Genomic DNA, 25,127 nt, shown 5'->3' on the forward strand with positions numbered 1-25,127 from the left:
TCCCCCGGTTATCAGCACATGAGCACCCACGCAGACAGCAAGCCCTGGACCGTTCCCGCCCTGGCCGAGGCCAAGCGCAATGGCCAGAAGCTGGTCATGTTGACCGCCTACGACGCTGGCTTCGCCCGCACTTTCGACGCAAATGGCGTTGACCTGATCCTGATTGGCGATTCGCTGGGCATGGTCGTGCAGGGCCATGATTCGACCCTGCCGGTGACCGTGGCCGACATGGTCTACCACACCCGCGCCGTGGCCCGTGTGCTGCAGCGCGCGCTGCTGGTGGCCGACCTGCCGTTCGGCGCCGATGCCACCCCGGAGCGCGCGCTGGATGCATCGCTGCAGCTGCTGCAGGCCGGTGCCGAGATGGTCAAGATCGAAGGTGCCGGCTTCAAGGTCGACATCATCCGTTACCTGGTCGAGCGTGAGATTCCGGTCTGCTCGCACCTGGGCCTGACCCCGCAGTCGGTGCTGCGCCTGGGCGGCTTCAAGATCCAGGGCCGTGGCGATGCCGCACGCCAGCTGGTGGAAGATGCCAGGGCCGTGGCTGCTGCGGGCGCCAGCCTGCTGGTGCTGGAGTGCATGCCGAGCCCGGTCGCCGCCGACGTCACTGCCGCTGTGGAAGTGCCGACCATCGGCATCGGTGCCGGCCCGCAGTGCGATGGCCAGGTGCTGGTGCTGCACGATTTCCTTGGCCTGGACAGTGGCCATCGCCGTCCCAAGTTCGTCAAGGACTTCCTTGCCGAAGGCGGTTCGGTGGCGGGTGCCACCCGCGCCTATGCCGACGCCGTGCGCGACGGCAGCTTCCCCGACGAACAGCACGCTTACGCCTCATGATCCAGACCTTCAACGAGCTCGGCGCATTGCGCGAGCAGATCGCCCAGTGGAAGCGCGAGGGCCTGCGCGTGGCGCTGGTGCCGACCATGGGCAACCTTCACGGTGGCCATCATTCGCTGGTGACCCTGGCCCGCCAGTACGCCGACAAGGTGGTGGCAAGCATCTTCGTCAACCCGACCCAGTTCGGGCCGAACGAGGATTTCAGTCGCTATCCGCGTACGCCCGAGGCCGACGTGGCCGGGCTGGAGCAGGCCGGCTGCGATGCGGTGTGGCTGCCCAGCGTCGAGGCGATGTATCCGCTGGGCGTGGACAAGACCACGCAGATGCACGCGCCCGGCGTCAGTGAAGTGCTGGAAGGCGCCAGCCGTCCGGGACACTTTGATGGCGTGTGCACGGTGGTCGCGCGCCTGTTCCTGCAGGTGCAGCCGGACGTGGCCGTGTTCGGCCGAAAGGACTACCAGCAGCTGGCTGTGATCAAGCAGATGGTGGCCGAGCTGTCGTTCCCGATCCAGATCGTCGGCGCGGACATCGTGCGCGACGAGGATGGTCTGGCCAAGAGCTCGCGCAACCAGTATCTGAGCGCCGAACAGCGCCCGGTTGCGACCAGTATCCACCGCACCCTGCTGGGCATGCGCGAAGGCTATGTAGCCGGGCTGGCACGTGACCGCATCGAGGCCGACGCCACGGCGGCATTGCAGGCAGCCGGTTTCCAGGTCGACTATGCGGTGCTGCGCACGCCCGATTTGGCCGAGCCGACCTTCGACGGCGGCGGCCGCGTAGCGCTGATCGCCGCACGTCTGGGCACCACCCGCTTGATCGACAACCTGGAATTCTGAGCCGCATGCGGCTTGGGGGGCGCCCGCAACGGGCGCCTCTCCACTTCCCACGGACGGGAGACCTGAAATGAAAACCCCCGGCACTGATACCGGCCGTCTTGCCCAGGCCTCTATCCTGGCGGTGTTGGCGGCAGGCATGCTGCCGGCCCAACTGTTTGGCGGCCTGATGTTCGCACTTGAATTCAGGCGCACGCCGATGCCCGCGCTCACCGGCGGTGGACTGATGTTCGGGCTGGGCGTCTGCATCGCCATCGCGGTGTTCCTGCCGATGGCGATGCTCCCGCGATCTCGGCAGCCCCTGCGCCGGATCAGCTTCGTGCTTGCAGGGTCTGCCCTGGGCGCGCTGGCCATGGCCATCCATGAATGGCCGGGCGCGATCCATGGGCCGCTGCTGCAGCGCCTGCGCTATGTGGATACATTCGATGTGATCAGCTATGGGCTGACAGTGTTGGCTGCAGGGGGCCTGGGCCTGGCCTCCGGGCTGGCCTTCCATACGGTGTTCAGGCTGTCACCGCAGGGCGGTGCCGTCCATGCCACGGCGCCGCCGCCGGGCAAGGGCACCTGAACGGCCTTCAGCGTCCTGCCGCCGCCCCCTGGCGATGGCCAAGCGGGTGCTAGAATCCGCTCTTTCCTTTGCCGTTGCAGCGCCCCCATGCACCTGTCCCTGCTCAAGACCAAGATCCACCGCGCCACCGTCACCCATTCCGAGCTGAACTACGAAGGCTCGATCGCCATTGATGACAACCTGCTGGCTGCCACCGGCATCCGCGAGTTCGAGCAGGTGCACATCTGGGACGTGACCAACGGTGCGCGCTTCTCGACCTACGCCATCCGCGCCGAAGCCGGCAGCGGCGTTGTCTCGCTCAACGGTGGCGCCGCGCGCCACGTGCAGGTCGGTGACATCATCATCATCGCAGCGTTCGCCAGCATGACCGAGCAGGAAGCTGACAGCTTCAAGCCGAAGCTGGTGTACGTTGATGGCAAGAACCAGATCACCCACACCAACGACACGATCCCGACCCAGGCCGCATGACAACGAACAACGGATTCGACTCGCTGCACTCCCACGCCCAGCGCCTGAAGGGCGCAAGCATTCCCAGCCTGCTCGCCGCCGAACCCGGGCGCGTGCAGGATCTGGCGCTGCGGGTCGGTCCGTTGTACGTCAACTTCGCGCGGCAGAAATACGATGCTGCGGCGCTGCAGGCGTTGCTGGCGCTGGCTGCCGAGCGTGATGTCGGTGGCGCCATCACCCGCCTGTTCCGTGGCGAGCAGGTCAACCTGACCGAAGGTCGCGCGGCGCTGCACACCGCGCTGCGTGGCGATGTGGTCGATGCGCCGGTGGCGGCTGAGGCCTATGCCACCGCGCGCGAGATCCGCCAGCGCATGGGCGTGCTGGTGCGCGCGCTGGAAGACAGTGGCGTGACCGATGTGGTCAGTGTCGGCATCGGTGGTTCCGACCTTGGCCCGCGCCTGGTTGCCGACGCGCTGCGCCCAGTCAGCGGTGCGCGCCTGCGGGTGCATTTCGTCTCGAACGTGGACGGCGCCGCCATGCAGCGTACGCTGGCCACGCTGGATCCGGCGAAGACCGCCGGCATCCTGATCTCCAAGACCTTCGGTACGCAGGAAACCCTGCTCAACGGCCAGATCCTGCACGACTGGCTGGGTGGCAGCGAACGCCTGTATGCAGTCAGTGCCAATCCGGAACGCGCCGCCAAGGCCTTTGCCATCGCCGCCGATCGCGTGCTGCCGATGTGGGACTGGGTGGGTGGCCGTTATTCACTGTGGTCGGCGGTCGGTTTCCCGATCGCGCTGGCAGTCGGCTTCGATCGCTTCGAGCAGTTGCTGGAAGGCGCGGCGCAGATGGATGCGCATGCGCTGGATGCACCGCTGGAGCGCAACCTGCCGGTGCTGCACGGCCTGACCGACATCTGGAACCGCAACCTGCTGGGCCATGCCACGCACGCGGTGATGACCTACGACCAGCGCCTGGCGCTGCTGCCGGCCTACCTGCAGCAGCTGGTGATGGAAAGCCTGGGCAAGCGCGTGCAGCGTGACGGGCAACCTGTCACCACCGACACCGTGCCGGTGTGGTGGGGCGGCGCGGGCACCGATGTGCAGCACAGCTTCTTCCAGGCACTGCACCAGGGCACCAGCATCGTTCCGGCAGATTTCATCGGCTGCGTGCACAACGACGATCCCTACACGATCAATCATCAGGCCCTGCTGGCCAATCTGCTGGCGCAGACTGAAGCACTGGCCAATGGCCAGAGCAGCGACGACCCGCACCGTGATTACCCGGGCGGCCGCCCGAGCACGCTGATCCTGCTCGACGCGCTGACCCCGCAGGCGCTGGGTGCACTGATCGCCATGTACGAACACGCTGTGTACGTGCAGTCGGTGATCTGGAACATCAATGCCTTCGACCAGTTCGGTGTCGAGCTTGGCAAGCAGCTGGCCAGTGGCCTGTTGCCGGCGCTGCAGGGTGAGGATGTTGCGATTGCCGACCCGATGACCCGCGAAATCCTGGCGCAGCTGAAGCGCTGACCCGGCCTGCGGATGTGCCGGCGCCGGCCGGCCATCCCATGTCTCTCCGCTTGCCTTCGATCCGGTCGCGCATGAATGGTGCGCGGCCACGCATTCCGTGTCGTTTGCGTGCTGCACATGCAGCGCATCCGCGTGCCTGCCGCAGCGCAGCTTGACTGCGCATCGCCTGCCATTGCAGTGTGCACGGGCGGCTGTACCTGTCATCCAGTATCGCTCGCAGCATGATGTTGATGCCAGGGACTGGCCGTATCCGAAGGGACGTGGAATCGATCCATGTCCTCAACGCCTCATGTTGTGAATGACAGGAGATTGCGAATGGATCTGAATGACGATGTTGTGTCCGGCTGGCTCAATGGCTCGGACGATGTGGATGGGTGCGCCAACCCTGCGGGTTCGCTGTTCATCTATGGCGCTGCGGCTACCGAGTCCGCACTCACGTCGGCCTCCGACACCCTGATCACCGGTGGTGGCACCGAGTGCACCACCACGATGTCCGTGGTCAATCACTGCCTGTGTTGCTGATGTAGCCCGAGCCGGCACGCAGCGCCTTGCGGCTGCGTGCCGGCAACTGGAACAGACTTCCCGATACCTTGCAGGGGGCGTAATGACCGCTTCTCCGGCTGCGGCCGCGTTTGCGCGCATCACCGAACATTTCCTTGCCCATGCGCGCGCCGCGTTGGCGGCCGGCCTGCATGACCCTGCCATTGCGCTGCAGCCCGGTGAGCGCGAACTGCTGCACGCGCAGGGCGACGCGGCGCTGCGTGAGCATGCCCAGCTCAAGCTCAACCGTGTGCTGTTGCTGGAACTACACGCAGCTGCGCGCGGCGGTGACATCGGCCCGCTTGACAGCGCCGGCACGCTGGACGAATTCGTAGCCCTCGCCACCAGCGAGGGTTTCCGTGAACATCTGCAGCGACGCTACCCGGTGCTGTTGCCGCGGCTGTCGCGCATGCTTGAAGGACAATGCGCGGCCGTGGTGGAGCTGGCCGCGCGCATCGGCAGTGATCGTGCGCTGCTGACGGACCTGCTCGACGCTCCGGCCGGAGTGCTGCGTGCGATCGCGTTGGGGCGGGGTGACCTGCACGGCGGCGGCCGGACCGTGGCACGGCTGCAGTTCGACGGCGGCGTGCTGATGTACAAACCGCGCTCGCTGCGCATCGATGCGGCGCTCGATGGCCTGCTCGCTGCGGTCTTCGGCGAGGGCCCGGGCCGGGTGCGTGTGCCGCGTGTGGTAGACCGTGGCAGCCATGGCTGGGCCGCGTTTGCCGCGCACCGTCATTGCGCCGATGACGAAGAGCTGCGTGCCTACTACCGCGGTCTTGGCCATTGGCTGGCGATCCTGCGCCTGGTCGGTGGTACCGACATCCATCTGGAGAACCTCATCGCTGTCGGGCCGGTGCCGGTGGTGATCGATGCAGAAAGTGTGTTCTCGCAGGTGATCGACGTCGAGCCGTCGGGCCTGGGCGACGCCTACGATACGGCCATCAAACTGATGCGCAATTCCGTGCTGCGCACCGGCATCGTGCCGTTCCGCACCACCGGCCTCGGTATGGAGGGTGTGGACCTGTCGGCTGCCGGCGCATTGCCAGGCGAGCAGCCGCGGGTACAGGTGCCGGTGATTGTCGAGGATGGGACGGGGCCGGCCCGGCTTGGCATGGTCGAGGCCGAAGTCGCCATCGCACAGAACCACCCCAGTCCACAGCCGGATGTTTCGTTGTACTGGGACCACATCAGCGAAGGCTTCATCGACGCCAGCGGGCGCCTGCGCGCACTCGATGCCAAGGGCGAACTGATGCCACTCCTGGCGGCTTTCGAAGGCTGCCAGGTGCGGGATGTGCGGCGGCCGACAATGGCCTACGCCGAGCTCGGGCGGATGCTCTGGCATCCAGCCTCGCTGCACAAGGAAGCCCAGGCGGTTGAGCGCGCGATCGATCTGCTGGTGCGCAATGCAGCGGTGTCACCGGCTGCGCCATCGGATCTGGAAACCGTACGTGGAGAAGTGGACGACCTGCGCCACGGTGACATTCCGATCTTCACTTCGCGGCTGGACGCGACCCGCATCCGCTCCATCGCCGACAACTGGCGTGCGATGCGCATCGACCTGGAAGACGTGACCATCCGCAGCACGCTGGTGGCCACCGACCTGAACCAGCATGCGCTGGCCCGCGCCGAGGCTCGCTCCGGCTACAGCTATGCCGCGCAGCAGCCGCGCGCGGACGATCTGGACCTGCGCCGACGAACGCTTGCGGCACGCGCGGTGGAGAATCTTCTGCGTCTGGCCGTGCATGGTGAAGATGGTTCGATGACGTGGATCACGCCCGAGGTGACCCGCACAGGATGGACCGTCCAGCCGGTGCAGCCCGACCTGTATTTCGGGCTGGGGGGCATTGCGTTCGCACTGGCGGCCTACCGCCGGGAAGTGGAGCAGGGACGTGCCGACCCGGTGGCCGGGCTGGATCCGGCCATCGAAGGCGCCATTGCGGTGTTCCAGACCATGTGCGAGCGCCATCCCGCCGGGATCGATGGTGGATTCGTCGGCACAGGCTCGCAGATCTGGACCCTGCTGGCGTTGCACGATCTTCTGCAGCGCCCCGCACTGCTTGCGCTGGCCGAGCGCTGTGCGGAGGGCGTGGAACGTCGTGGCTTCCAGGGGCCGGTGAAATTTGAACTGATTGATGGCGTGTCCGGCATGATCCTGCCGTTGTTGGCGCTGGCCGAGGCCACCGGCAGAACGCGCTGGCTGGAGTTGGCGGCTGCGGCCGGGCGCCGCATGCAGGAAGCGGCGATCGTCGATGCCGACGGCGCACGCTGGCCGACGCCACAGTTCCGCGAGCCGATCGGTGGCTTTGGCCATGGCGCGATGGGCATGGGCTGGGCGCTGGCACGGCTGGCGCGGTCGGACGCCGGCAGCGTGCCTGAGCGCGCCGCCTGGCGGCAGTTGGCCGAAGGAGCGTTTGCGTTCCAGGCGGCGTTGTTCGAACCGCATACCGGGCACTGGCGCGACATCCACCTGCAGGATGGGCAGAAGAACTTCCCGACCTGGTGCCATGGCAGTGTTGGCATCGGTCTGGCGGCGGCGGATCTGTATGCCCGCACTGGCGATCCCACGCAGTTGCGTGACATGCGGCGGGCTGTGGCCGACGCGCGCGGCAAATGGGGGTTCAGCCACACCCTGTGCCATGGCGACCTGTCCACGCGGGAGCTGCTGGTGCTGGCGGCTGCGCTGGATCCGGAGGGATGCCCCTATCCGCAGGACGAGGCCGCCATCGAGATCGTTTCTTCGATCGAGGAGCACCAGGGCATGGTCGGCGGACTGACCCGCGCGGCCTTTACCCCGGGCTTGATGATCGGCCTGGCAGGTGCGATCTATGGCTTCCTGCGCATGCATCCGGCCTGCGTGCTGCCGTCGCCGCTGCTGCAGGAGACGGCAGCGGCGCGGGTCGATGCCCCGGCATCGCGTTCCAGTGCCGCGCAGGACCGAGCGGCGCTGGCCGAGGTCTGAGCCGGACCGGTCCGGTTGCGATCAGCGGCTGGGATCGCGTTCCGGGCTTGGCCGCTTGGCCAGCTTGCGCTGCAGCGAACGCCGGTGCATGCCGAGCAGGCGCGCGGCCGCGGACACGTTACCGCCGGTCTCGTGCATCGCCTGCTGGATGTGTTCCCACTGCAGGCGGCTGATCGGGGTCATCGCGTCGGGCACTTCCATTTCGCCATCGTCGGCCGGGCCGTCGTCTTCCTCACCGAGGGCGCGCAGGATCATCGGCACCGTGGCCGGCTTCGGCAGGTAGTCGTCGGCGCCGAGCTTGATCGCCTCCACCGCGGTGGCGATGCTGGCGTAGCCGGTCACCAGCAGGATGCGCATGTCCGCGCGCAACGCGCGCAGCGGCTGGATCAGGGCGAGGCCGGAATCGCTGCCCAGCTTCAGGTCGATCAGCGCGAACGCCGGCGGATGCTGGCGGGCCAGCGCCAGTGCACTGGCGGCATCCTGCGCGGTCTGCGTTTCAAGCCCCTTGCGGGCCAGGCTGCGCTGCAGGGTGCGCAGGTACAGTTCGTCGTCGTCGACCAGCAGGCCGAGGGTTGAGGTGCTCATGGGGTTTCCTCGCGTGGGGCCAGCGGCAGGCGGAAGCCGACGCGGCTGCCGGCGCCCTGGGCCGGGCGCATCCACATCTCGCCGTCGAGGCGTTCGATGGTGGCATGGGACAGGGCCAGGCCGACGCCCATGCCCTCGCTTTTGCTGCTGCCGAACAGCTTGCCCGGCAGCACGGCAGCACGGGCGTCGAAGCCATGGCCATAGTCGCGTACTTCGCCGATCAGGTCGTCGCCTTCAATGCGCAGGTCCAGGTCCACGCGTGGCCGTCCGGCCTTCTCGCCGGCGTCGGCGGCATTGTTGAGAAGGACCATCAGCAGATGGCCCACGCCCGGGTCGAGTGGCAGCCGCAGCGGCGCATCGTCGTTGCGGTGCAGGTCGATGGTCGGCCGCACCAGGCGCCACTGTTCCAGTACCTGCTGTGCACTGGAGTGGCTGCGCCCCGGTGCATCGGCCGAGGCCGGTGCGGCCAGCGCCAGCACGCGCTCACGGCACTGCACCAGCAGCTCGCGGAGGGTTTCCATGTCTTCGCGTACTTCGGGCTCTTCGCTGCGCTCGGCGACGTCATCGGCGAGCAGGGTCATGGTCGCCAGCGGCGTGTTCAGCTCATGCGCTACCGAGGCGGCATGGGTGGCCAGGGCGACGATGCCCTCGTTGCGGGCGAAGCGTTCGCGCAGGGCCGACAGTTCCAGCTCGCGCTGGCGCAGCGCCAGCGCCAGGCGGGTAGAGAACGTCAGCACGACCGCCGCGGAAATCAGGAAATTGGCGACCACGCCCCAGCGGTTGAGGTCCTGCGCGCGGAAATAGCCATCCGGCAGCGGCTGCCCGAAGATGCCGCTGGCGGCATAGCCGAGCAGGCAGGCCAGCGCGACCGCCAGCGCCCAGCGCAGGGGCAGGGCGAACGCGGCCAATGCGATCAGGATCAGGAACAGCGAACTGAACGGGTTGGCCATGCCACCGCTCCAGCCCACCATCCAGGTCAGGATGATCACGTCCACCAGGATATGGCCGAATGCGGTCAGCGGCGCGGTGTCGGCCGCCTCCGGGCGCAGCTGGGTGTAGATGTTGAACAGGGTCAGCACGGCTACGCCGGCCCACAGCGGCAGCTGCGGCAATGGCAGGCCCAGCACCCAGGTGGCTACCAGGATGGTGGCGGCCTGGCCACCTACGGCAAGCCAGCGCAGGCTGCACAGGGTACGGAGAAACGGGGCGTCGGGACCGGTCATTCATGCTCATCGTATGCGTTCACGCGTGACCGTGCCTGCGACAATCGGCCGCAGCCGTGCCTCCGGCTGAATGCGAGTCACCCCGAATGCGGGGGCGGGCGGTAGAATGCGCCCATGCACGACGCCGTCTCCCGCCCGACTCCCCCCTCCGATGCCACCTCCTGGCCCCGCCGCCAGACCCATGCCGTGCAGATCGGCGGGGTCACCGTAGGTGGAGGCAAGCCGGTCGTGGTGCAGTCGATGACCAACACGGACACGTCCGACGTCGCCTCCAGCGTGAAGCAGGTGGCCGAGCTCTGGCGTGCGGGTTCGGAAATGGTGCGTTTGACCGTCAACACCGTTGAAGCCGCTGCGGCGATCCCGCGCATCGTCGACAAGCTGGCGATGATGGGCATCGACGTGCCACTGATCGGTGACTTCCATTACAACGGCCACCAGCTGCTCACCGCCGAACCGGCGTGTGCCGAAGCGCTGGCCAAGTACCGCATCAACCCGGGCAACGTCGGCTTCGGCAAGAAGAAGGACCTGCAGTTCGCCCAGTTGATCGAGTTCGCGATCCGCTACAACAAGCCGGTGCGCATCGGCGCCAACTGGGGCTCGCTGGACCAGGCCCTGGCGGCGAAGCTGATGGACGAGAACAACCTGCGCGAGCAGCCCTGGGACGCCGGCCGCGTGCTGCGCGAGGCGCTGATCCGCTCGGCGCTGGACTCGGCCGAGCAGGCGGTGGAGCTCGGCCTGCCGCGCGATCGCATCGTGCTGTCGGCCAAGGTCAGTGGCGTGCAGGAGCTGATCGCGGTTTACCGCGACCTGGCCCAGCGCTCGGACTTCGCCCTGCACCTGGGCCTGACCGAAGCCGGTATCGGCAGCAAGGGCATCGTCGCCTCGTCCGCGGCGCTGAGCGTGCTGCTGCAGGAAGGCATCGGTGACACCATCCGGATCTCGCTGACCCCGGAACCGGGTCAGTCGCGTACGCAGGAAGTGATCGTTGCCCAGGAACTGCTGCAGACCACCGGGCAGCGTGCCTTCACGCCGCTGGTCACGGCCTGCCCGGGCTGCGGCCGCACCACCTCCGAGTTCTTCCAGGAGCTGGCCAAGGTGGTGCAGAACCACGTGCGCGAGAAGATGCCGCTGTGGAAGATCCATCACCCGGGTGCGGAGAACATGACCCTGGCGGTGATGGGCTGCATCGTCAACGGACCGGGTGAGTCGCGCCATGCCAACATCGGCATCTCGCTGCCGGGCACGGGTGAAACGCCTGCGGCACCGGTGTTCGTCGATGGAGAGAAGAAGGTGACCCTGCGTGGCGACAACATCGCCCAGGAGTTCGTCGCCCTGATCGACGACTACGTCGAACACAAATATGTCCGAAGCGCCGGATAAGCCCGCGATCCTCGCTGCACCGGAGTCCGCCTCCGGCTTCCGCCACTGGATGGCGCGCAATGCCTGGCGCCTGGTCCTGCTGTTCGGTGGCGTGCTGCTGCCGCTGGCCGGCTTCGTCGCCCTGGCCGATGAGGTGCACGAGTTTGAATCGTTCCATTTCGACGCGCCGCTGCTGTGGCAGATGCATGGCCTGCATTCGCCGCTGCTGGACCGCTTCTTCGTGCTCATTTCCAGGCTGGGCTACGAATGGTTCCTGATCCCGGCCGATGTGCTGATCATCGCAGTATTGCTGGGCTACCGGCGTTGGCGTGAAGCCACGTTCGTGGCGGTCAGCTTCGTCGGCTCGGCACTGCTGAACATGGGCAGCAAGCACTTCTTCCAGCGCCAGCGCCCCAGCCTGTGGGAATCGATCGCCCCGGAATCGACGTTCAGCTTCCCCAGTGGCCACGCGATGGGCTCGATGACCCTGGCGGTGACCCTGGTGCTGCTGGCCTGGAACACCCGCTGGCGCTGGCCGGTGCTGTTGCTGGCGCCGGCATTCAGCCTGCTGGTCAGCGTGTCCCGGGTCTATCTGGGGGTGCATTACCCCTCCGATATCCTGGCCGGATGGTGTGCCGCGCTGGTTTGGGTGGTAGGGTGCTATCTGGTCATGTTCAGTCGCCGGCACCCATGGCGACGTCATGGCTCGCCGCCAGCGAAGGCCAGCGAAGCATCATCACAGGGGGATTGACGTGGATGGCCTTTGAGGGACGTCTACGTGATAGATCAGTTGTTTCGTTGCAGCAGGTTCTGCAAGACAGGGGGCAAGCACAACGCGCGGTACTGTGATGCGCAAGGCAGATTGCCGGGGTCGCATTCCGAACGCGCTTGCAGGGGTATCGGCACCCCACCTAGCTTGACCTGCAATGGCCGCATTCGAAGAGGTACGTGGATGACGATTCGAGTCTACCTGGTGGATGACCACGCGCTGGTCCGCACCGGGATGAAGATGATTCTGTCGGGGGAAACCGACATCGAGGTGGTGGGCGAAGCCGAGACCGGCGAAGACGCGCTGCGTGAAGTCCGTCAGCTGCTGCCGGATGTGGTGCTGTGTGACCTGCACCTGCCGGGTGTGAGCGGCATGGAAGTGACCGAGCGTATCGTGCGCAGCCACCGTAATACCCGCGTGGTGATCGTGTCGGTGCTGGAAGATGGCCCGCTGCCGAAGCGGCTGCTTGAAGCCGGTGCTGCCGGCTACATCGGCAAGGGCTGCGATGCGCAGGAGCTGTTGCGCGCGGTGCGTGACGTGGCCGGTGGCCGTCGCTACCTGGGCACCAGCATCGCGCAGAACCTGGCGCTGTCGACGGTGGAAGGCAACGGTTCGCCGTTCGACAGCCTGTCGCCGCGCGAGCTGGAGGTGGCACTGCTGCTGACCCAGGGCCTGCGTCAGGAGGACATCGCGCGTCGTCTGAGCCTGAGTGCGAAGACGGTGAACACGCACAAGGCGCGGTTGTTCGAGAAGATGGGGATTCACGACAACATCGCGTTGGCGCGGATGGCCAGCCAGTACGGGCTGGTGGATCCGGCGCGGCCGCTGTGAGGTTTTCGGCCAACGGCTGAGCCCCTCGCGGTGGTAGTGCGGTTGGATTGTGGTGGTTGGCCGGGCGGATGGGCTGTGCAGGGGGCGCTGCAAGTACGTCCCTGTAAGCTCGGTCGCCGCTTGCTCGTGTGCGCTGTCCTGCGCACACGGCAAGGCCAGGGTTGGGCGTCCTACCCAACCCGCCCGAGGCGTGCCTCGGGCCCATGCGGCTCACGCCCCTGCACAACCCATCCGCCCGGCCACGGACAGGTTCCGTGCGCCGCCACCGCGGAATGAAGATTGAAAAGCAGGAGCGGGTCGCGCGCTTTGCACGCTCTGGATGCTGGTTCTGTAGAGCCGAGCCGATGCTCGGCTGCTTTCCGTTCCGCTGGCGCGGAGCCGAGCATGGGCTCGGCTCTACAGCTGCGTCGGGCTCAGTGGCCGCGCACGCGCTGGATGATCTTGGCGGCGTCGGCGGCGCTGGCGCGCACCTTGTCCCATTCACCGTTGGCGATCCAGTTGCCCGGCACCATCCACGAGCCGCCGATGCAGACCACGTTCTTCTGCTCGAGGTATTCGGCGGCGGTGTTTTCGGTGATGCCGCCGGTCGGACACAGCTTCAGGTCCGCCACCGGCCCCGCCAGTCCCTTGATCATTGCCAGGCCACCCACAGCCGTGGCCGGGAACAGCTTGCACACGCGGAAGCCGCGGGCGTAGAGCGACAGCAGCTCGGTCGGCGTTGCCGCACCCGGCACCACCGGCAGCGGCGCAGCGGCCAGTGCATCGGCCAGCGCCGGCGGCGTACCCGGGGTCACCAGGAAGTCCGCGCCCGCGTCGATCGACTGCTGCATCTGCTCCACGGTCAGCACCGTGCCGGCACCCACCACCACGTCCGGCAGCTCACGCTTGAGCATCGCCAGCGCTTCCATCGCCACCGGCGTGCGCAGCGTCAGCTCGATCGCCGGCAAGCCACCTTCCAGCAGCGCCGCACTGACCGCACGCGCCTGGTCCAGCGTATGAATCGTCACCACCGGCAGGATGCCCGCCGCATGCAACAGCTCCGCCGCCTTCACCTGATGTTGTTCGATACCCATAGCTCTGCTTCTGCCTTTGCTTCTGCTTTTGAATTTGATTTTCAGTGATCACTTCGCGGCGTCGATGCGCCGTAGAGTGTCAGGAGGGCGCGGGTAGCCCCAGCCGCGACCGAGCCCCCATGGAAGGGTTTACGGCGTGTCCCGGCCAGGGCGCTCTACTGCCCAGGTCGGGAAGCCTGCCGCGGCTTTTCGCTTCAGGCGTCTTTTGCCTCATGCGGCGCCGCCGCTGCCGCCGCATCGTGCCCCAGCTCGTATTCCGCGTCGTACTCCCACGGCCCGCCATCGGCCGCCGCCGGCCCGCACGAAATCGAAATCGCCCCCTGGTCGGCCGGACCCACCACGCGGCGGTTGATCGCGAACAGATTGCGGCCCAGGTCATGCGCGGCAGGCGCAGTGTTCGGCGCCAGCGGGCGTGCCGCCCATTCGGCCGCGTCCACCAGCACTTCCAGCGTGCCGGCCTCGCCATCCAGGCGGATCATGTCGCCCTCGCGCACCTTGGCCAGCGGGCCGCCGCGGGCAGCCTCCGGCGTCACGTGGATCGCTGCCGGGATCTTGCCCGAAGCGCCGGAGAGGCGGCCGTCTGTGACCAGCGCCACGCGCCGGCCCTGGTTCTGCAGCAGGCCCAGCAGGGGCGCCAGCGAATGCAGTTCCGGCATGCCGTTGGCACGCGGGCCCTGGTAACGCACCACCGCCACGAAATGCTCGGGCAGCAGGCCACCGGCATGCAGCTTGTTCAACACCTGCGGTGCATCGACCACCACCGCCGGTGCTTCGATCGTGCGGTACTGCGGCTTCACCGCCGACAGCTTGATCAGCGACTTGCCCAGGTTGCCGCGCAGCAGCCGCAGTCCGCCCTGGTGCTCGAACGGATTGTCGACGCCACGCACCACTTCGTCATCGGCGCTGCGTTCCAGGCCCGGCAGATAGACGAGCTGGCCATCGCGCAGCTGCGGTTCGCGTGCGTAGTCGGCCATGCCGCCACGCGCGACGCTGACCAGGTCGCCATGCATCAGGCCCGCCTTGATCAGCTCGCCGAACACGAAGGCCGGGCCGCCTGCGGCCGCAAAACGGTTCACGTCGGCGTCGCCGTTCGGATAGACGCGGGCCAGCAGCGGGATCAGCTGCGACAGTTCGTCGAAGTCGTCCCAGGTCAGCACGATGCCGGCAGCACGCGCCACCGCGATCCAGTGGATGGTGTGGTTGGTCGACCCGCCGGTGGCCATCAGCGCGATGACGGCGTTGATGATCGCGCGCTCGTCGATGATCCGGCCCAGCGGGCGGAAGTCATCGCCCAATGCGGTGATGTCCAGCGCACGTTCGGTCGCTTCGCGGGTCAGTGCATCGCGCAGCGGCGTGCCCGGATTGACGAACGACGCGCCCGGCAGCTGCACGCCCATCGCTTCCAGCAGCACCTGGTTGGAGTTGGCCGTGCCGTAGAAGGTGCAGGTGCCGGCGCCATGGTAGGAGGCGGACTCGGCTTCCAGCAGTTCTTCGCGGGTGGCTTCACCGGCGGCATAGCGCTCGCGCACTTCGGCCTTCTGCTTGTTCGGGATGCCCGGTGTCATCGGGCCGGCCGGCACGAACACCGCCGGCAGATGGCCGAAGGCCAGCGCACCGATCAGCAGGCCCGGTACGATCTTGTCGCAGACACCGAGGTAGACGGTGGTGTCGAACATGTCGTGGCTGAGGCCGATCGCCGTGGCCTGGGCAATGACATCGCGCGAGAACAGGGACAGTTCCATGCCGCCGCGGCCCTGGGTGACGCCGTCGCACATCGCCGGCACGCCGCCGGCCACCTGTGCGGTGGCGCCAAGCTCGCGCGCGATCTCGCGGATCTGTTCCGGATAGGTCTCGAACGGCTGGTGCGCCGACAGCATGTCGTTGTAGGCGGTGATGATGCCGAGGTTTGGCGTCACCCCGCCACGCAGGCGGCTCTTGTCGGTGCCGCCGCAGGCGGCGAACCCGTGGGCGAGGTTGCCGCAGCTCAGGCGGCTGCGGAACGGGCCCTCACGCAGGGAGGCGTCGATCGCGGCCAGATAGGCGGCACGCGAGGCGGCGCTGCGGCGGATGACACGCTCAGTGATGGCTTGCAGTTGCGGATGGAGGCTCATTGGCTACCGGCGTTCGTGGTGGCGAGAGGCAAGCGGCGGCGCGGCGCCGCCGCCGACATCAATCAGCCCAGTGGACGCGCAGGCGCGCGCCTTCCAGGTTGATCGCGTTGAGGATCGGATACTGCTGGGCATCGTTGCTGTCCAGCGCTTGGCGCAGCACCTGCAGCTTCTGCTTGCCACGCAGCAGCAGCAGGCGCTGGCGGCACTGGCGCAGGCCGTGCGGGGTCAGCGTGATGCGCAGCGGCCACTGGTTCGCGCCCGGGCAGCCGGTGGCATCCAGTGCCGCGTAGGGCAGGGTGCTTTCCAGTGCGCGGGCCAGGTCCTTCGAGCCCGGGAACAGCGAGGCGGTGTGGCCGTCGTTGCCCATGCCCAGTGCCACCAGGCTCGGCGGCTGGCTGTGCTGGGCCTGCAGGTTGGCGGTGTAGACGCATTCCGGCAGCGGCTTGCCGATGCGCACCAGCGGGTCGAAATGCGCACCTTCGGCGCGCTTGAGCAGGTTTTCGCGCACCAGCCAGGCATTGCTGTCGCGATCCTGCGGCGACAGCCAGCGCTCGTCGGCCAGGCTCACTTCCACCCGGTCCCAGTGCACGTCCAACTCGGCCAGTGCCTGGTAGACCGGCGCCGGCGTGGTGCCGCCGGACAACAGGATGCGGGCGCGGCCCACTTCGTTGATGTCGTGGTTGAGGGTCTGCGCCATCTCGGCGGCCACTGCCTCGATCCAGCCATCGGCATCGCCGTGGTTGATGAACTCGATGCGGTCGTCGTGGAAGGTGGGGCTCATGCGGCAACTCCAGGTGCGTCACGTTCGGCGTCGGCGGCATAGGCGGCGGCGCCCAGCAGTCCGGCGTGGGGATGCATCACGGCCAAGGAGGGCACGCGCGCCATGATCGAAGAGAACCGCCCCTTGTGTTCGAAGCGCTGGCGGAAACCGGAGTGCTGCAGTGAATCGAGCATCTTCGGGGTCAGGCCGCCGGTCAGGAATACGCCGTCCCAGGCGCCCTGGGTCAGCACCAGGTCACCGGCAATGGCGCCGAACACCGCGCAGAACACGTCCACGGTGCGCATTGCCTGCGGATCACCGTGCAGGGCGCGGGCGGTCACGTCCACCGGCTGCAGCTGGCCCGGGTCGATACCGGCCATCTCACACACCGCGCGATGGATGTTGACCAGGCCAGGGCCGCAGATCAGCCGCTCGTTGGAGACGCGACCGAACTGTTCGGACAGGATTTCCAGGATGCGGATCTCCTCCGGGGTTCCCGGCGGGAAGCTGACATGGCCGCCTTCGGTTTCCAGCGGGTAGCAGCGCCCGTGGCGCAGGATCAGGCCGCCGACACCCAGGCCGGTACCCGGGCCGATCACCGCGTAGTTGCGCGGCTGGCCGGGCTTGCCGGGGACCCAGGCGGCACCGCCGACCTGGACCACGTCATCGGGCTGCAGCAGTGAAATCGCCATCGCCTGTGCGGCGAAGTCGTTGATCAGGTGCAGTTCGTCGAAACCGAGCATGGCGGCGGTGCGGCTGCGCGAGATCACCCACGGATGGTTGGTGATGCGCGCTTCGTCTCCATCGACCCGACCGGCAACCGCGAACACGCCGCGGCTTGCAGTGGCGCCGATCTGTTCCAGATGGTGGCGCGCGGCATCACCCAGCGACGGGAACTCCGCCACCGCGTACTCGCGGATGCTGTCTTTCTGCAGCGGTGCGTCCAGCGAGGTGTCGGCCAGGGCGAAGCGGGCGTTGGTGCCACCGATGTCGGCGACCAGCACCGGCTGCGAACTGGCACTCATGCCGAGGCTCCAGTGTCCGGTGCGTCCACATCCTGCGGAAGGAACTCGCCCGCATTGCTCGGGCCCCATTGGCCGGCCGGGTAGGGTTCCAGCGGCAGCTTGGCGTCCTTCCAGGCATCGGCGACGCTGTCGATCCAGGCCCAGGCGGCGCGCACTTCGTCATCGCGCACGAACAGCGTGTGGTTGCCGTTGAACGCGTCCAGGAACAGGCGTTCGTACGCGATGCGGCGGTGCAGGCCGGTCGGCACCGACAGTTCCAGTTCCAGCGGATGCAGTTCCAGCGCGCCCCATTCCGGGCCGGCCAGGCTGCTCATCAGGCCCAGTTCGATGTTTTCCTGCGGCTGCAGCTGGAACACCAGGCGGTTCGGCGCGGCCTGCGCGCGCTGCGGGCGCTCGAACAGCCAGTGGGTGACCGGCTTCAGCGTGACCACCACCCGGGTAGTGCGCTCGGGCAGGCGCTTGCCGGTGACGAGGTGGAACGGCACACCGCTCCAGCGCCAGTTGTCGATATGCGCGGTGACACCGGCGAAGGTTTCCACGTCGCTGCCTTCCGGCGGCTGGTAGGCCTGGGCCGGTTGCCCGTTGATGGTGCCGGCGGTGTAGCGGCCACGGATGCTGTCACGCGCAGCGTGCTTGGCATCGAGCGGGCGCAGGGCGCGCAGCACCTTGACCTTCTCGTCGCGGATGCGGTCGGCTTCCAGCGAGGCCGGCGGTTCCATCGCCACCATGCACAGCAGCTGCAGGATGTGGCTCTGCACCATGTCGCGCAGCGCGCCGGAGCGTGCGTAGTAGGCGTCGCGGCCGTCCACGCCTTCGCTCTCGGCCACCAGGATGTGCACCGATTCGATGTAGTTGCGGTTCCACACCGCTTCCAGCAGCGTGTTGCCGAAGCGCAGCGCGATCAGGTTCTGCACCGCTGCCTTGCCCAGGTAGTGGTCGAGGCGGAACACGCGGTCTTCGTCGATCCACTGGCCGATGGTGCTGATGATTTCCTCGGCGCTCTCGCTGTCGCTGCCGATCGGCTTCTCCAGCATCAGCCGTGCCGGTGCGGCAAGTGCACCGCCCTTGGCCAGGCCTTCGCAGGTGGAGATGTACAGGCCCGGCGGGATGGCCAGGTAGCTGACGCACTTGCGGTCCACCAGGTCGGAGACCGCGGCGGCAACCGAGTCGACATCGCGCAGGTCCACCGAACGGTAGTCGATGCGGCGCAGCAGGGCGCCGATGTCATCCTGCGTGGCCATCGGCATGGCCTGCTGCAGGCGCGGCCGCAGGATGTCATGGAAGGCTTCGGTGTCATGCCCGGACAGGGCCAGCGCACGGATGCGGAAGTCCTCCGGCAGCAGGCCGTCGCCAAGCAGGCGAAGCAGCGAAGGGAACAGGTAGCGCTGGGCCAGATCACCTGTGGCACCGAACAGGAAGAGGGTGTCGTGCATCGCTCGAGTTTCAGATCCGGGTGACATCGTTGTCAATCGCTTCATGGCTGGGTTCGGGGGACATCCGCGCAACTGCCTGTCCGAGGTTCGTCGGGGGCGTTCTCCGGGATACCGGAAGACCGTTCCATTCGAAACCACTACCTCGGCGGAACCTTCGTTCAACCGCCGACGCAGATCGGTGCGCACCGATCATCGGATAGTGCCACGTGAAAACGTTTACATGGCAGAATGGGCAACTGTATTCGATTGCAGTGCTCGCCGTCATGCGGCAAGCGCGCAATCATCACTGCCATCGGGAGGGCCGAGGCAGTCCCAAAAGACAGCCCGGCTTCGGGCGGACCGGATAGGTGATATGGCAAAAGTGCAGTTGCAGGGTGTGCGCAAGGTCTATGACAACGGCCAGGTCGCGGTGAAGGACGCCAGCTTCGAGGTCGCCGATGGCGAGCTGATGGTGCTGGTCGGTCCGTCCGGCTGTGGCAAGTCGACCCTGCTGCGGATGGTGGCTGGCCTGGAGGAGATCAGCGGCGGCACGCTGACCATCGGTGATCGCGTGGTCAACGACGTGGCGCCGAAGGATCGCGACATCGCCATGGTGTTCCAGAGCTACGCGCTGTACCCGCACATGACCGTGGCCGAGAACCTGGCCTTCGGCCTGAAGCTGCGCGGGCATGACAAGGCGACCATCGACAAGCGCATCGCCGAGGCCGCGCAGACGCTGGGCCTGACCGAGATGATGGACAAGCTGCCCAAGGCGATGTCCGGCGGCCAGCGCCAGCGTGTTGCGCTGGGCCGGGCGCTGGTGCGCGAGCCGGCGGTGTTCCTGCTCGACGAACCGCTGTCCAATCTGGATGCCAAGCTGCGCCACAGCGTGCGCACCGAGATCGCGCAGCTGCACCGCAAGCTGGGCACCACCATGATCTACGTGACGCACGACCAGGTCGAAGCGATGACCCTGGGCCAGCGCATCGTGGTGCTGAAGGACGGCATCATCCAGCAGATCGATACGCCGATGGCCCTGTACGACCGCCCGGCCAACCTGTTCGTGGCGGGTTTCCTCGGCAGTCCGGCGATGAACGTGCTGCGTGGCACGCTGCAGGGCGATGCCGGTGGCGTGACCGTGGTCGACGGCGAGTGGCGTGCACCGCTGGGCCAGGCCACGATCGATCCGGCATGGCTGCAGAAGCCGATCGCGGTGGGCGTGCGTCCGGAGCACCTGCAGCCGGCGGCTGCCGACGATGCGCATGCATTCACCGCGCGCATCGAGGGCATCGAGCCGGTCGGCAACGAGATATTCGTCAATCTGAGCAGTGGCCAGCACGCGCTGACCATGCGCGTGGCGCCGCAGGCGCTGCCGGCGGTGGGTGAGCAGATACGCGTGGCGATCCACCCGCAGGGCCTGCATTTCTTCAGCCCGGAAACCGGCGAGCGCCTGTAGCGGGTAGTGCCGGCCGCTGGCCGGCAACCTCAACTGTGCGTGGTTGCCGGCCAGCGGCCGGTACTACCATTCCTCCGCCGAAGGCGTGCGGACCAACGGTCCGCACCCACCAGTGCAGATCCCCACCAACCTGCTTCAGCGTGCCAGACCATCCAGCAACGGCACGCGCTGCGCAATGGCATCACCCACCTGCAGGTCAGCATCACCGGCCTCCAGCGGCAGCACCGCCAGTGCCAGGTCGCCGGCCACGCTGGCAATCGTGCCCAGCGCCGCGCCATCCTGCTGCACGCCATCGCCGGCCTGCGCCGGTGCCGCGGTATGCAGCAGCTGCACCGCGCGCTTGGCTTTGCCGAGGAAGTGGGTGCGGGCGACGATTTCCTGGCCCGGGTAGCAGCCCTTCTTCACGCTGTAGCCATTCAGACGGTCCAGGCCCAGCTGCTGCGGAGTCCACACTTCGCGCTGGCTTTCTTCCAGGCGCGGCAGGCCGTAGCGCAGGTCGGCCTGGCGCCAGGCCAGAGCGAAAGCGGCTTCATCGGCCTCACTGCCGGCAGCGAAGGCATCGGCACTGGCAATACGCAAGGTGCGCGGCAGGGCATCACTGCCCACGTCCAGCTCCCAGCCATCACCTGCAGTGTGCGCAATCGCGGCGGCGCTGGCGGCCTCGGGCGCAGTGAAGGCGCCGGCCACCGCCAGATCGCTGCGCAGCAGCACTTTGACCTTGCGGCGGAACACGAAGCGCTGCAGTTGCGACGCAATCGCATCGGCATCACCGTCGGCCAGCACCAGCATCACATGGTCCTCGGCCAGCCGAAGCAGCTGGAACACCGCCAGGGTGCGGCCCTTGGCGCTCAACCAGGCGCTCCACTGCCAGTGCTGCAGGGGCAGGGCAGTGACGTCGCTGCTGAACTGGGCGTGGGCGAAAACGGCCGCATCCACGCCCTGCAGGCTCAGCAACTGGTGGCCGGGCAGGCGCGGATATCCGACGAAAGCAGGGGGCAGGTTGTCAGGCACGTGAACGAGGTCTAAAATTTGTGCGTTGCGAGACCGAACATGATAGGCCAAACAACCCCCACTCCCGACGACGAATCTGAAGCCCCGCTGGTCCCCGCGGCACCCGTGCCCGTGGAACAGGAAAAAGCAGAGGAATTCGGCGGCCGCGGCGGACTTGATCCGGTGCGGTATGGCGATTGGGAGAAAAACGGACGCTGCATCGATTTCTGATCAGCATTGAGCCAACGCGGCCGCGTGCCGCCCAGCCGAGACAACGAGCCCAGCGAATGGCGACCAGACAACGCCCACTTTCCCCGCACCTTCAGGTGTATCGCTGGCAGATTCAGATGGCCACCTCGATCCTGCATCGAGCCACTGGCGTCTTTCTGTCTGTTGGTGCCCTCATCATCGCCGCCGGGCTGCTGGCCCTGATGATGGGGCCCGAGTCCTGGAACTGCTTCACCGGCCATGCCGGGGCCTGGTATGGCCGCGTGTTCCTGTTCGCGTGGACATGGTCGTTCGCCTATCACCTGTGCAATGGCATCCGCCATGTGGTGCAGGACTTCGCCATCGGCTTCAGCATCCCCGCCTTCATCCGCAGCAGCTGGCTGTCGGTCATCGGCAGCCTGGTGATCACCCTGCTGGTGTGGGCCTATGTGATGTTCGGAGGTGCCGCGTGAGCAAGTTCCGTACCCCGTTGAAGAGCGTGCGCGGCCTGGGCTCGGCCAAGACCGGCACCGAGCACTTCGTGCACCAGCGCCTGACTGCCGCCGCCCTGGTGGCGCTGGGCATCTGGTTCCTGGTCTTCGTGCTGAGCCTGCTGGGCTCGGACTACGCGACCGCCGCCGCCGCCGTGGCCAAGCCGTGGAACGCAGTGCCGCTGATCGGCCTGCTGATCGCCATGTTCTGGCACGCGCAGCTCGGCATGCAGGTCGTGCTGGAAGACTACATCCACGAATCGCTGCTGGCCCTGGTGCTGCAGACCGCGGTGAAGTTCGTCGCCGTGCTCGGCATGATCGTCAGTGTGTTTGCGGTGGGCCGCATCGCCCTCGGCGTTGCCTGAGCCCAGGCACCAACACAGGAATCCAGATTAGATGTCCGCTTACAAGATCACCGAACACAAGTACGACATGGTCGTGGTCGGCGCCGGCGGCGCCGGCCTGCGCGCCACGTTCGGCCTGGCCGCCAAGGGCCTGCAGACCGTGTGCCTGACCAAGGTCTTCCCGACCCGTTCGCACACCGTTGCCGCCCAGGGCGGTATTTCCGCCGCGCTCGGCAACATGGGCGAGGACGACTGGCGCTACCACTTCTTCGACACCATCAAGGGGTCGGACTGGCTGGGCGACCAGGATGCCATCGAATACATGTGCCGTGAGGCCATCCCGGCCATCATCGAGCTCGAACACTACGGCGTGCCGTTCTCGCGCACCGCCGAAGGCAAGATCTACCAGCGTCCGTTCGGTGGCATGACCACCAAGTACGGCGAAGGCCCGGCGGCGCAGCGTACCTGCGCGGCGGCCGACCGTACCGGCCACGCGATGCTGCACACCCTGTACCAGCAGTCGCTGAAGCACGATGCGCGCTTCATGATCGAGTACTTCGCACTCGACCTGATCTTCGACGACGAAGGCGCCTGCCGCGGTGTGCTGGCCCTGGACATGTCCGACGGCACCCTGCACCTGTTCCGCGCCCAGGGCGTGGTGCTGGCCACCGGTGGCTACGGCCGCGCCTACTTCAGCGCCACCTCGGCGCACACCTGCACCGGCGACGGTGGCGGCCTGGCCATGCGAGCCGGCATCGCCATGCAGGACATGGAGTTCGTGCAGTTCCACCCGACCGGCATCTACGGCGCCGGCTGCCTGATCACCGAGGGTGTCCGCGGTGAAGGTGGCATCCTGCGCAACAGCAGCGGTGAGCGCTTCATGGAGCGCTACGCGCCGCACTACAAGGACCTGGCCTCGCGCGACGTGGTCAGCCGTTCGATGACCATCGAGATCCGCGAAGGCCGCGGCGTCGGCGAGCACAAGGACCACATCCTGCTCGACCTGACCCACCTCGGCCCGGGCGTGATCGACGACAAGTTGCCGGGCATTGCCGAGAGCGCCCGCATCTTCGCCGGCGTCGACGTGCACAAGCAGCCGATCCCGGTCATCCCGACCGTGCACTACAACATGGGCGGCATCCCGACCAACTACCACGGCGAAGTCGTCCGCAAGGACGGCGACAACCCCGACGCGGTGATCCCCGGCCTGTACGCGATCGGCGAAGCCGCCTGCGTGTCGGTGCACGGTGCCAACCGCCTGGGTTCGAACTCGCTGCTGGATCTGGTGGTGTTCGGTCGTGCGGTGGCCAACCGCTGCGCCGAGACCATCAAGCCGGGCGCATCGCACAAGCCGCTGGCGTCTGATGCCTGCGACAAGGCACTGGGCCTGCTGGACAAGCTGCGCCACGCCAACGGCGATACCCCGACCTCGGTCATCCGCGATCGCATGCAGCGCACCATGCAGGCCGACGCGGCAGTCTTCCGCACCAGCCAGACGCTGAAGGAAGGCTGCGAGAAGATGGACAAGATCTTCGACTCGTTCCAGGACGTGAAGGTCTCCGACCGTTCGCTGGTGTGGAACTCGGACCTGATCGAGACCTACGAGCTGAACAACCTGCTGCTCAACGCGGTGGCGACGATCAACTCGGCCGAACAGCGCAAGGAAAGCCGCGGCGCGCATGCGCACGAGGACTTCCCGGACCGCGACGACGTCAACTGGCAGAAGCACACCCTGGTCAGCGTCGACGAGAAGGGCAAGTGCAGCTTCGACTACCGTCCGGTGCACATGTACACGTTGACCGACGACGTGTCCGTAGTGCCGCCGAAGCCGCGCGTGTACTGATCCGACCCCGCCTACCATGCAATCCGCGCCCAAGGGCGCGGGCCGCCTGAGCCAACGAGAGCAGCCATGGCCGAGTTTTCACTCCCCAAGAATTCCAAGATCACGAAGGGCAAGCACTTCCCCGTCAAGAACGGCGGCAAGAACGTGCGCACCTTCAAGATCTACCGCTGGAGTCCGGACGACGACAGCAACCCGCGCACCGACACCTATGAAGTTGATCTGGACGCCTGTGGCCCGATGGTCCTGGACGCCCTGATCAAGATCAAGAACGAGATCGACCCGACCCTGACCTTCCGCCGCTCCTGCCGCGAAGGTATCTGTGGTTCGTGCGCGATGAACATCGACGGCACCAACACCCTGGCCTGCACCCGAGCCATCTCGGACTGCGGCAAGAAGGAAGTGCCGATCTATCCGCTGCCGCACATGAACGTCGTCAAGGATCTGGTTCCGGACCTGACCCACTTCTACGCGCAGTACGCGTCGATCAAGCCGTGGATCCGCACTCAGACCCCGGCACCGCCGGACCGTGAGCGCCTGCAGTCGCCGGAAGACCGCAAGAAGCTGGACGGCCTGTACGAGTGCATCCTGTGCGCGTGCTGCTCGACCAGCTGCCCGAGCTACTGGTGGAACGGCGAGCGTTACCTGGGCCCGGCGATTCTGCTGCAGGCCTACCGCTGGATCATCGACTCGCGTGATGAGGACACCGGTGCGCGCCTGGACGATCTGGAAGATCCGTTCAAGCTGTACCGCTGCCACACCATCATGAACTGCGCCCGGACCTGCCCGAAGGGCCTGAACCCGGCGCTGGCGATCGCCGAGATCAAGAAGCTGATGATGGAACGCCGCGCCTGATCGGCTCTGGCTGTACCCGGTAGAGCCGCGCCATCCGTGGCTGTGCCACCCCAGTAGAGCCACGCCATGCGTGGCTTTGC

24 protein-coding genes are annotated in these 25,127 nt (G+C 67.0%); 16 read left to right on the forward strand and 8 right to left on the reverse strand.

All coding sequences use genetic code 11. The features are described 5' to 3' along the window. Positions 1-18: 18 nt before the first annotated feature. The 7 genes from panB (at position 19) to HLA98_RS15710 (ending at position 7,716) form a co-directional block, all read left to right on the forward strand. Positions 19-834 (forward strand): 3-methyl-2-oxobutanoate hydroxymethyltransferase, encoded by an 816-nt coding sequence (panB, locus tag HLA98_RS15680; RefSeq protein ID WP_057500711.1) that lies wholly within the window; start codon positions 19-21, stop codon positions 832-834. Next, complete coding sequence (gene panC / locus HLA98_RS15685; protein ID WP_057500712.1) at positions 831-1,670, forward strand: pantoate--beta-alanine ligase; 840 nt, start codon at positions 831-833, stop codon at positions 1,668-1,670. The genes panB and panC overlap by 4 nt, the downstream gene beginning before the upstream one ends. Before the next feature lie 67 nt (positions 1,671-1,737). Further along, positions 1,738-2,235, forward strand: a complete 498-nt coding sequence (locus HLA98_RS15690; protein WP_057500713.1) for a hypothetical protein — start codon at positions 1,738-1,740, stop codon at positions 2,233-2,235. 87 nt (positions 2,236-2,322) lie between these two features. After that, the gene (panD, locus tag HLA98_RS15695) at positions 2,323-2,703 is read left to right on the forward strand and encodes an aspartate 1-decarboxylase (protein WP_005409061.1); all 381 of its coding nucleotides are present in this window, start codon (positions 2,323-2,325) and stop codon (positions 2,701-2,703) included. After that, complete coding sequence (gene pgi / locus HLA98_RS15700) at positions 2,700-4,214, forward strand: glucose-6-phosphate isomerase (RefSeq protein ID WP_049445291.1); 1,515 nt, start codon at positions 2,700-2,702, stop codon at positions 4,212-4,214. Before panD ends, pgi begins: the two co-directional genes overlap by 4 nt. A gap of 315 nt (positions 4,215-4,529) precedes the next feature. Then, positions 4,530-4,736, forward strand: a complete 207-nt coding sequence (locus HLA98_RS15705) for a DUF6229 family protein (protein ID WP_049423517.1) — start codon at positions 4,530-4,532, stop codon at positions 4,734-4,736. A gap of 82 nt (positions 4,737-4,818) precedes the next feature. Beyond that, positions 4,819-7,716, forward strand: a complete 2,898-nt coding sequence (locus tag HLA98_RS15710; RefSeq protein WP_057500714.1) for a type 2 lanthipeptide synthetase LanM family protein — start codon at positions 4,819-4,821, stop codon at positions 7,714-7,716. A gap of 21 nt (positions 7,717-7,737) precedes the next feature. On the opposite strand, the gene HLA98_RS15715 is transcribed toward HLA98_RS15710, so the two are convergent. Next, positions 7,738-8,301: a response regulator transcription factor gene (locus tag HLA98_RS15715; protein WP_054171466.1), complete on the reverse strand. Its 564-nt coding sequence runs from the start codon at positions 8,299-8,301 to the stop codon at positions 7,738-7,740. Beyond that, on the reverse strand, positions 8,298-9,524 hold the full coding sequence (locus HLA98_RS15720; RefSeq protein ID WP_049445282.1) for an ATP-binding protein: 1,227 nt from the start codon (positions 9,522-9,524) through the stop codon (positions 8,298-8,300). Before HLA98_RS15720 ends, HLA98_RS15715 begins: the two co-directional genes overlap by 4 nt. A gap of 114 nt (positions 9,525-9,638) precedes the next feature. Here HLA98_RS15720 and ispG point away from each other — a divergent pair, with 114 nt between their 5' ends. The 3 genes from ispG to HLA98_RS15735 all read left to right on the forward strand — a co-directional run bounded on the left by ispG (position 9,639) and on the right by HLA98_RS15735 (position 12,483). After that, entirely contained in the window at positions 9,639-10,904 is a 1,266-nt protein-coding gene (ispG, locus tag HLA98_RS15725; protein ID WP_057500715.1) for a flavodoxin-dependent (E)-4-hydroxy-3-methylbut-2-enyl-diphosphate synthase, read from the forward strand. Next, a complete protein-coding gene (locus HLA98_RS15730) occupies positions 10,885-11,634 on the forward strand; it encodes a phosphatase PAP2 family protein (protein ID WP_057500716.1) in 750 nt (249 codons plus the stop codon). Before ispG ends, HLA98_RS15730 begins: the two co-directional genes overlap by 20 nt. A gap of 201 nt (positions 11,635-11,835) precedes the next feature. Then, positions 11,836-12,483, forward strand: coding sequence for a response regulator (locus HLA98_RS15735; protein ID WP_004153112.1), 648 nt, complete (start codon positions 11,836-11,838; stop codon positions 12,481-12,483). A 413-nt stretch (positions 12,484-12,896) separates the two neighbouring features. Here the strand turns inward: HLA98_RS15735 and eda are convergent, their stop codons facing one another. From eda to zwf, 5 genes are all read right to left on the reverse strand, one after another. Continuing rightward, the gene (gene eda, locus HLA98_RS15740; RefSeq protein WP_049447612.1) at positions 12,897-13,556 is read right to left on the reverse strand and encodes a bifunctional 4-hydroxy-2-oxoglutarate aldolase/2-dehydro-3-deoxy-phosphogluconate aldolase; all 660 of its coding nucleotides are present in this window, start codon (positions 13,554-13,556) and stop codon (positions 12,897-12,899) included. Positions 13,557-13,750: 194 nt separating this feature from the next. After that, on the reverse strand, positions 13,751-15,667 hold the full coding sequence (edd, locus tag HLA98_RS15745; protein ID WP_049447611.1) for a phosphogluconate dehydratase: 1,917 nt from the start codon (positions 15,665-15,667) through the stop codon (positions 13,751-13,753). 58 nt (positions 15,668-15,725) lie between these two features. Continuing rightward, positions 15,726-16,448: a 6-phosphogluconolactonase gene (gene pgl, locus HLA98_RS15750; protein WP_057500717.1), complete on the reverse strand. Its 723-nt coding sequence runs from the start codon at positions 16,446-16,448 to the stop codon at positions 15,726-15,728. Beyond that, a complete protein-coding gene (gene glk, locus HLA98_RS15755) occupies positions 16,445-17,452 on the reverse strand; it encodes a glucokinase (RefSeq protein WP_049447609.1) in 1,008 nt (335 codons plus the stop codon). The genes pgl and glk overlap by 4 nt, the downstream gene beginning before the upstream one ends. After that, a complete protein-coding gene (gene zwf, locus HLA98_RS15760; RefSeq protein WP_057500718.1) occupies positions 17,449-18,885 on the reverse strand; it encodes a glucose-6-phosphate dehydrogenase in 1,437 nt (478 codons plus the stop codon). The genes glk and zwf overlap by 4 nt, the downstream gene beginning before the upstream one ends. A 352-nt stretch (positions 18,886-19,237) precedes the next feature. On the opposite strand from zwf, the gene HLA98_RS15765 reads away from it, so the two are divergent. Beyond that, positions 19,238-20,320, forward strand: coding sequence for an ABC transporter ATP-binding protein (locus HLA98_RS15765; protein ID WP_057500719.1), 1,083 nt, complete (start codon positions 19,238-19,240; stop codon positions 20,318-20,320). Positions 20,321-20,455: 135 nt separating this feature from the next. Here HLA98_RS15765 and ygfZ read toward each other — a convergent pair whose 3' ends face one another. Continuing rightward, a complete protein-coding gene (gene ygfZ / locus HLA98_RS15770; protein ID WP_057500720.1) occupies positions 20,456-21,331 on the reverse strand; it encodes a CAF17-like 4Fe-4S cluster assembly/insertion protein YgfZ in 876 nt (291 codons plus the stop codon). Positions 21,332-21,370: 39 nt separating this feature from the next. On the opposite strand from ygfZ, the gene HLA98_RS15775 reads away from it, so the two are divergent. The 5 genes from HLA98_RS15775 to HLA98_RS15795 all read left to right on the forward strand — a co-directional run bounded on the left by HLA98_RS15775 (position 21,371) and on the right by HLA98_RS15795 (position 25,047). Beyond that, positions 21,371-21,541: a DUF1674 domain-containing protein gene (locus HLA98_RS15775; RefSeq protein WP_005409075.1), complete on the forward strand. Its 171-nt coding sequence runs from the start codon at positions 21,371-21,373 to the stop codon at positions 21,539-21,541. A gap of 56 nt (positions 21,542-21,597) precedes the next feature. Further along, positions 21,598-21,990, forward strand: coding sequence for a succinate dehydrogenase, cytochrome b556 subunit (gene sdhC / locus HLA98_RS15780; protein ID WP_024958620.1), 393 nt, complete (start codon positions 21,598-21,600; stop codon positions 21,988-21,990). Continuing rightward, positions 21,987-22,373, forward strand: a complete 387-nt coding sequence (sdhD, locus tag HLA98_RS15785) for a succinate dehydrogenase, hydrophobic membrane anchor protein (RefSeq protein WP_024958619.1) — start codon at positions 21,987-21,989, stop codon at positions 22,371-22,373. Before sdhC ends, sdhD begins: the two co-directional genes overlap by 4 nt. A 31-nt stretch (positions 22,374-22,404) precedes the next feature. Then, positions 22,405-24,195, forward strand: coding sequence for a succinate dehydrogenase flavoprotein subunit (gene sdhA, locus HLA98_RS15790; RefSeq protein ID WP_057500721.1), 1,791 nt, complete (start codon positions 22,405-22,407; stop codon positions 24,193-24,195). Positions 24,196-24,261: 66 nt separating this feature from the next. Continuing rightward, the gene (locus HLA98_RS15795; protein ID WP_005409079.1) at positions 24,262-25,047 is read left to right on the forward strand and encodes a succinate dehydrogenase iron-sulfur subunit; all 786 of its coding nucleotides are present in this window, start codon (positions 24,262-24,264) and stop codon (positions 25,045-25,047) included. The last annotated feature ends 80 nt before the right edge of the window (positions 25,048-25,127 follow it).

This window comes from Stenotrophomonas africana (assembly GCF_013004645.1).
Classification (GTDB): Bacteria; Pseudomonadota; Gammaproteobacteria; order Xanthomonadales; family Xanthomonadaceae; genus Stenotrophomonas; species Stenotrophomonas africana.

What these genes read in the sequence shown, in the direction of transcription:
- panB (WP_057500711.1), top strand. Translation starts at nt 19, where the DNA reads ATGAGCACCCACGCAGACAGCAAGCCCTGGACCGTTCCCGCCCTGGCC.
- panC (WP_057500712.1), top strand. Translation starts at nt 831, where the DNA reads ATGATCCAGACCTTCAACGAGCTCGGCGCATTGCGCGAGCAGATCGCC.
- HLA98_RS15690 (WP_057500713.1), top strand. Translation starts at nt 1,738, where the DNA reads ATGAAAACCCCCGGCACTGATACCGGCCGTCTTGCCCAGGCCTCTATC.
- panD (WP_005409061.1), top strand. Translation starts at nt 2,323, where the DNA reads ATGCACCTGTCCCTGCTCAAGACCAAGATCCACCGCGCCACCGTCACC.
- pgi (WP_049445291.1), top strand. Translation starts at nt 2,700, where the DNA reads ATGACAACGAACAACGGATTCGACTCGCTGCACTCCCACGCCCAGCGC.
- HLA98_RS15705 (WP_049423517.1), top strand. Translation starts at nt 4,530, where the DNA reads ATGGATCTGAATGACGATGTTGTGTCCGGCTGGCTCAATGGCTCGGAC.
- HLA98_RS15710 (WP_057500714.1), top strand. Translation starts at nt 4,819, where the DNA reads ATGACCGCTTCTCCGGCTGCGGCCGCGTTTGCGCGCATCACCGAACAT.
- HLA98_RS15715 (WP_054171466.1), bottom strand. Translation starts at nt 8,301, where the DNA reads ATGAGCACCTCAACCCTCGGCCTGCTGGTCGACGACGACGAACTGTAC.
- HLA98_RS15720 (WP_049445282.1), bottom strand. Translation starts at nt 9,524, where the DNA reads ATGACCGGTCCCGACGCCCCGTTTCTCCGTACCCTGTGCAGCCTGCGC.
- ispG (WP_057500715.1), top strand. Translation starts at nt 9,639, where the DNA reads ATGCACGACGCCGTCTCCCGCCCGACTCCCCCCTCCGATGCCACCTCC.
- HLA98_RS15730 (WP_057500716.1), top strand. Translation starts at nt 10,885, where the DNA reads ATGTCCGAAGCGCCGGATAAGCCCGCGATCCTCGCTGCACCGGAGTCC.
- HLA98_RS15735 (WP_004153112.1), top strand. Translation starts at nt 11,836, where the DNA reads ATGACGATTCGAGTCTACCTGGTGGATGACCACGCGCTGGTCCGCACC.
- eda (WP_049447612.1), bottom strand. Translation starts at nt 13,556, where the DNA reads ATGGGTATCGAACAACATCAGGTGAAGGCGGCGGAGCTGTTGCATGCG.
- edd (WP_049447611.1), bottom strand. Translation starts at nt 15,667, where the DNA reads ATGAGCCTCCATCCGCAACTGCAAGCCATCACTGAGCGTGTCATCCGC.
- pgl (WP_057500717.1), bottom strand. Translation starts at nt 16,448, where the DNA reads ATGAGCCCCACCTTCCACGACGACCGCATCGAGTTCATCAACCACGGC.
- glk (WP_049447609.1), bottom strand. Translation starts at nt 17,452, where the DNA reads ATGAGTGCCAGTTCGCAGCCGGTGCTGGTCGCCGACATCGGTGGCACC.
- zwf (WP_057500718.1), bottom strand. Translation starts at nt 18,885, where the DNA reads ATGCACGACACCCTCTTCCTGTTCGGTGCCACAGGTGATCTGGCCCAG.
- HLA98_RS15765 (WP_057500719.1), top strand. Translation starts at nt 19,238, where the DNA reads ATGGCAAAAGTGCAGTTGCAGGGTGTGCGCAAGGTCTATGACAACGGC.
- HLA98_RS15775 (WP_005409075.1), top strand. Translation starts at nt 21,371, where the DNA reads ATGATAGGCCAAACAACCCCCACTCCCGACGACGAATCTGAAGCCCCG.
- sdhC (WP_024958620.1), top strand. Translation starts at nt 21,598, where the DNA reads ATGGCGACCAGACAACGCCCACTTTCCCCGCACCTTCAGGTGTATCGC.
- sdhA (WP_057500721.1), top strand. Translation starts at nt 22,405, where the DNA reads ATGTCCGCTTACAAGATCACCGAACACAAGTACGACATGGTCGTGGTC.
- HLA98_RS15795 (WP_005409079.1), top strand. Translation starts at nt 24,262, where the DNA reads ATGGCCGAGTTTTCACTCCCCAAGAATTCCAAGATCACGAAGGGCAAG.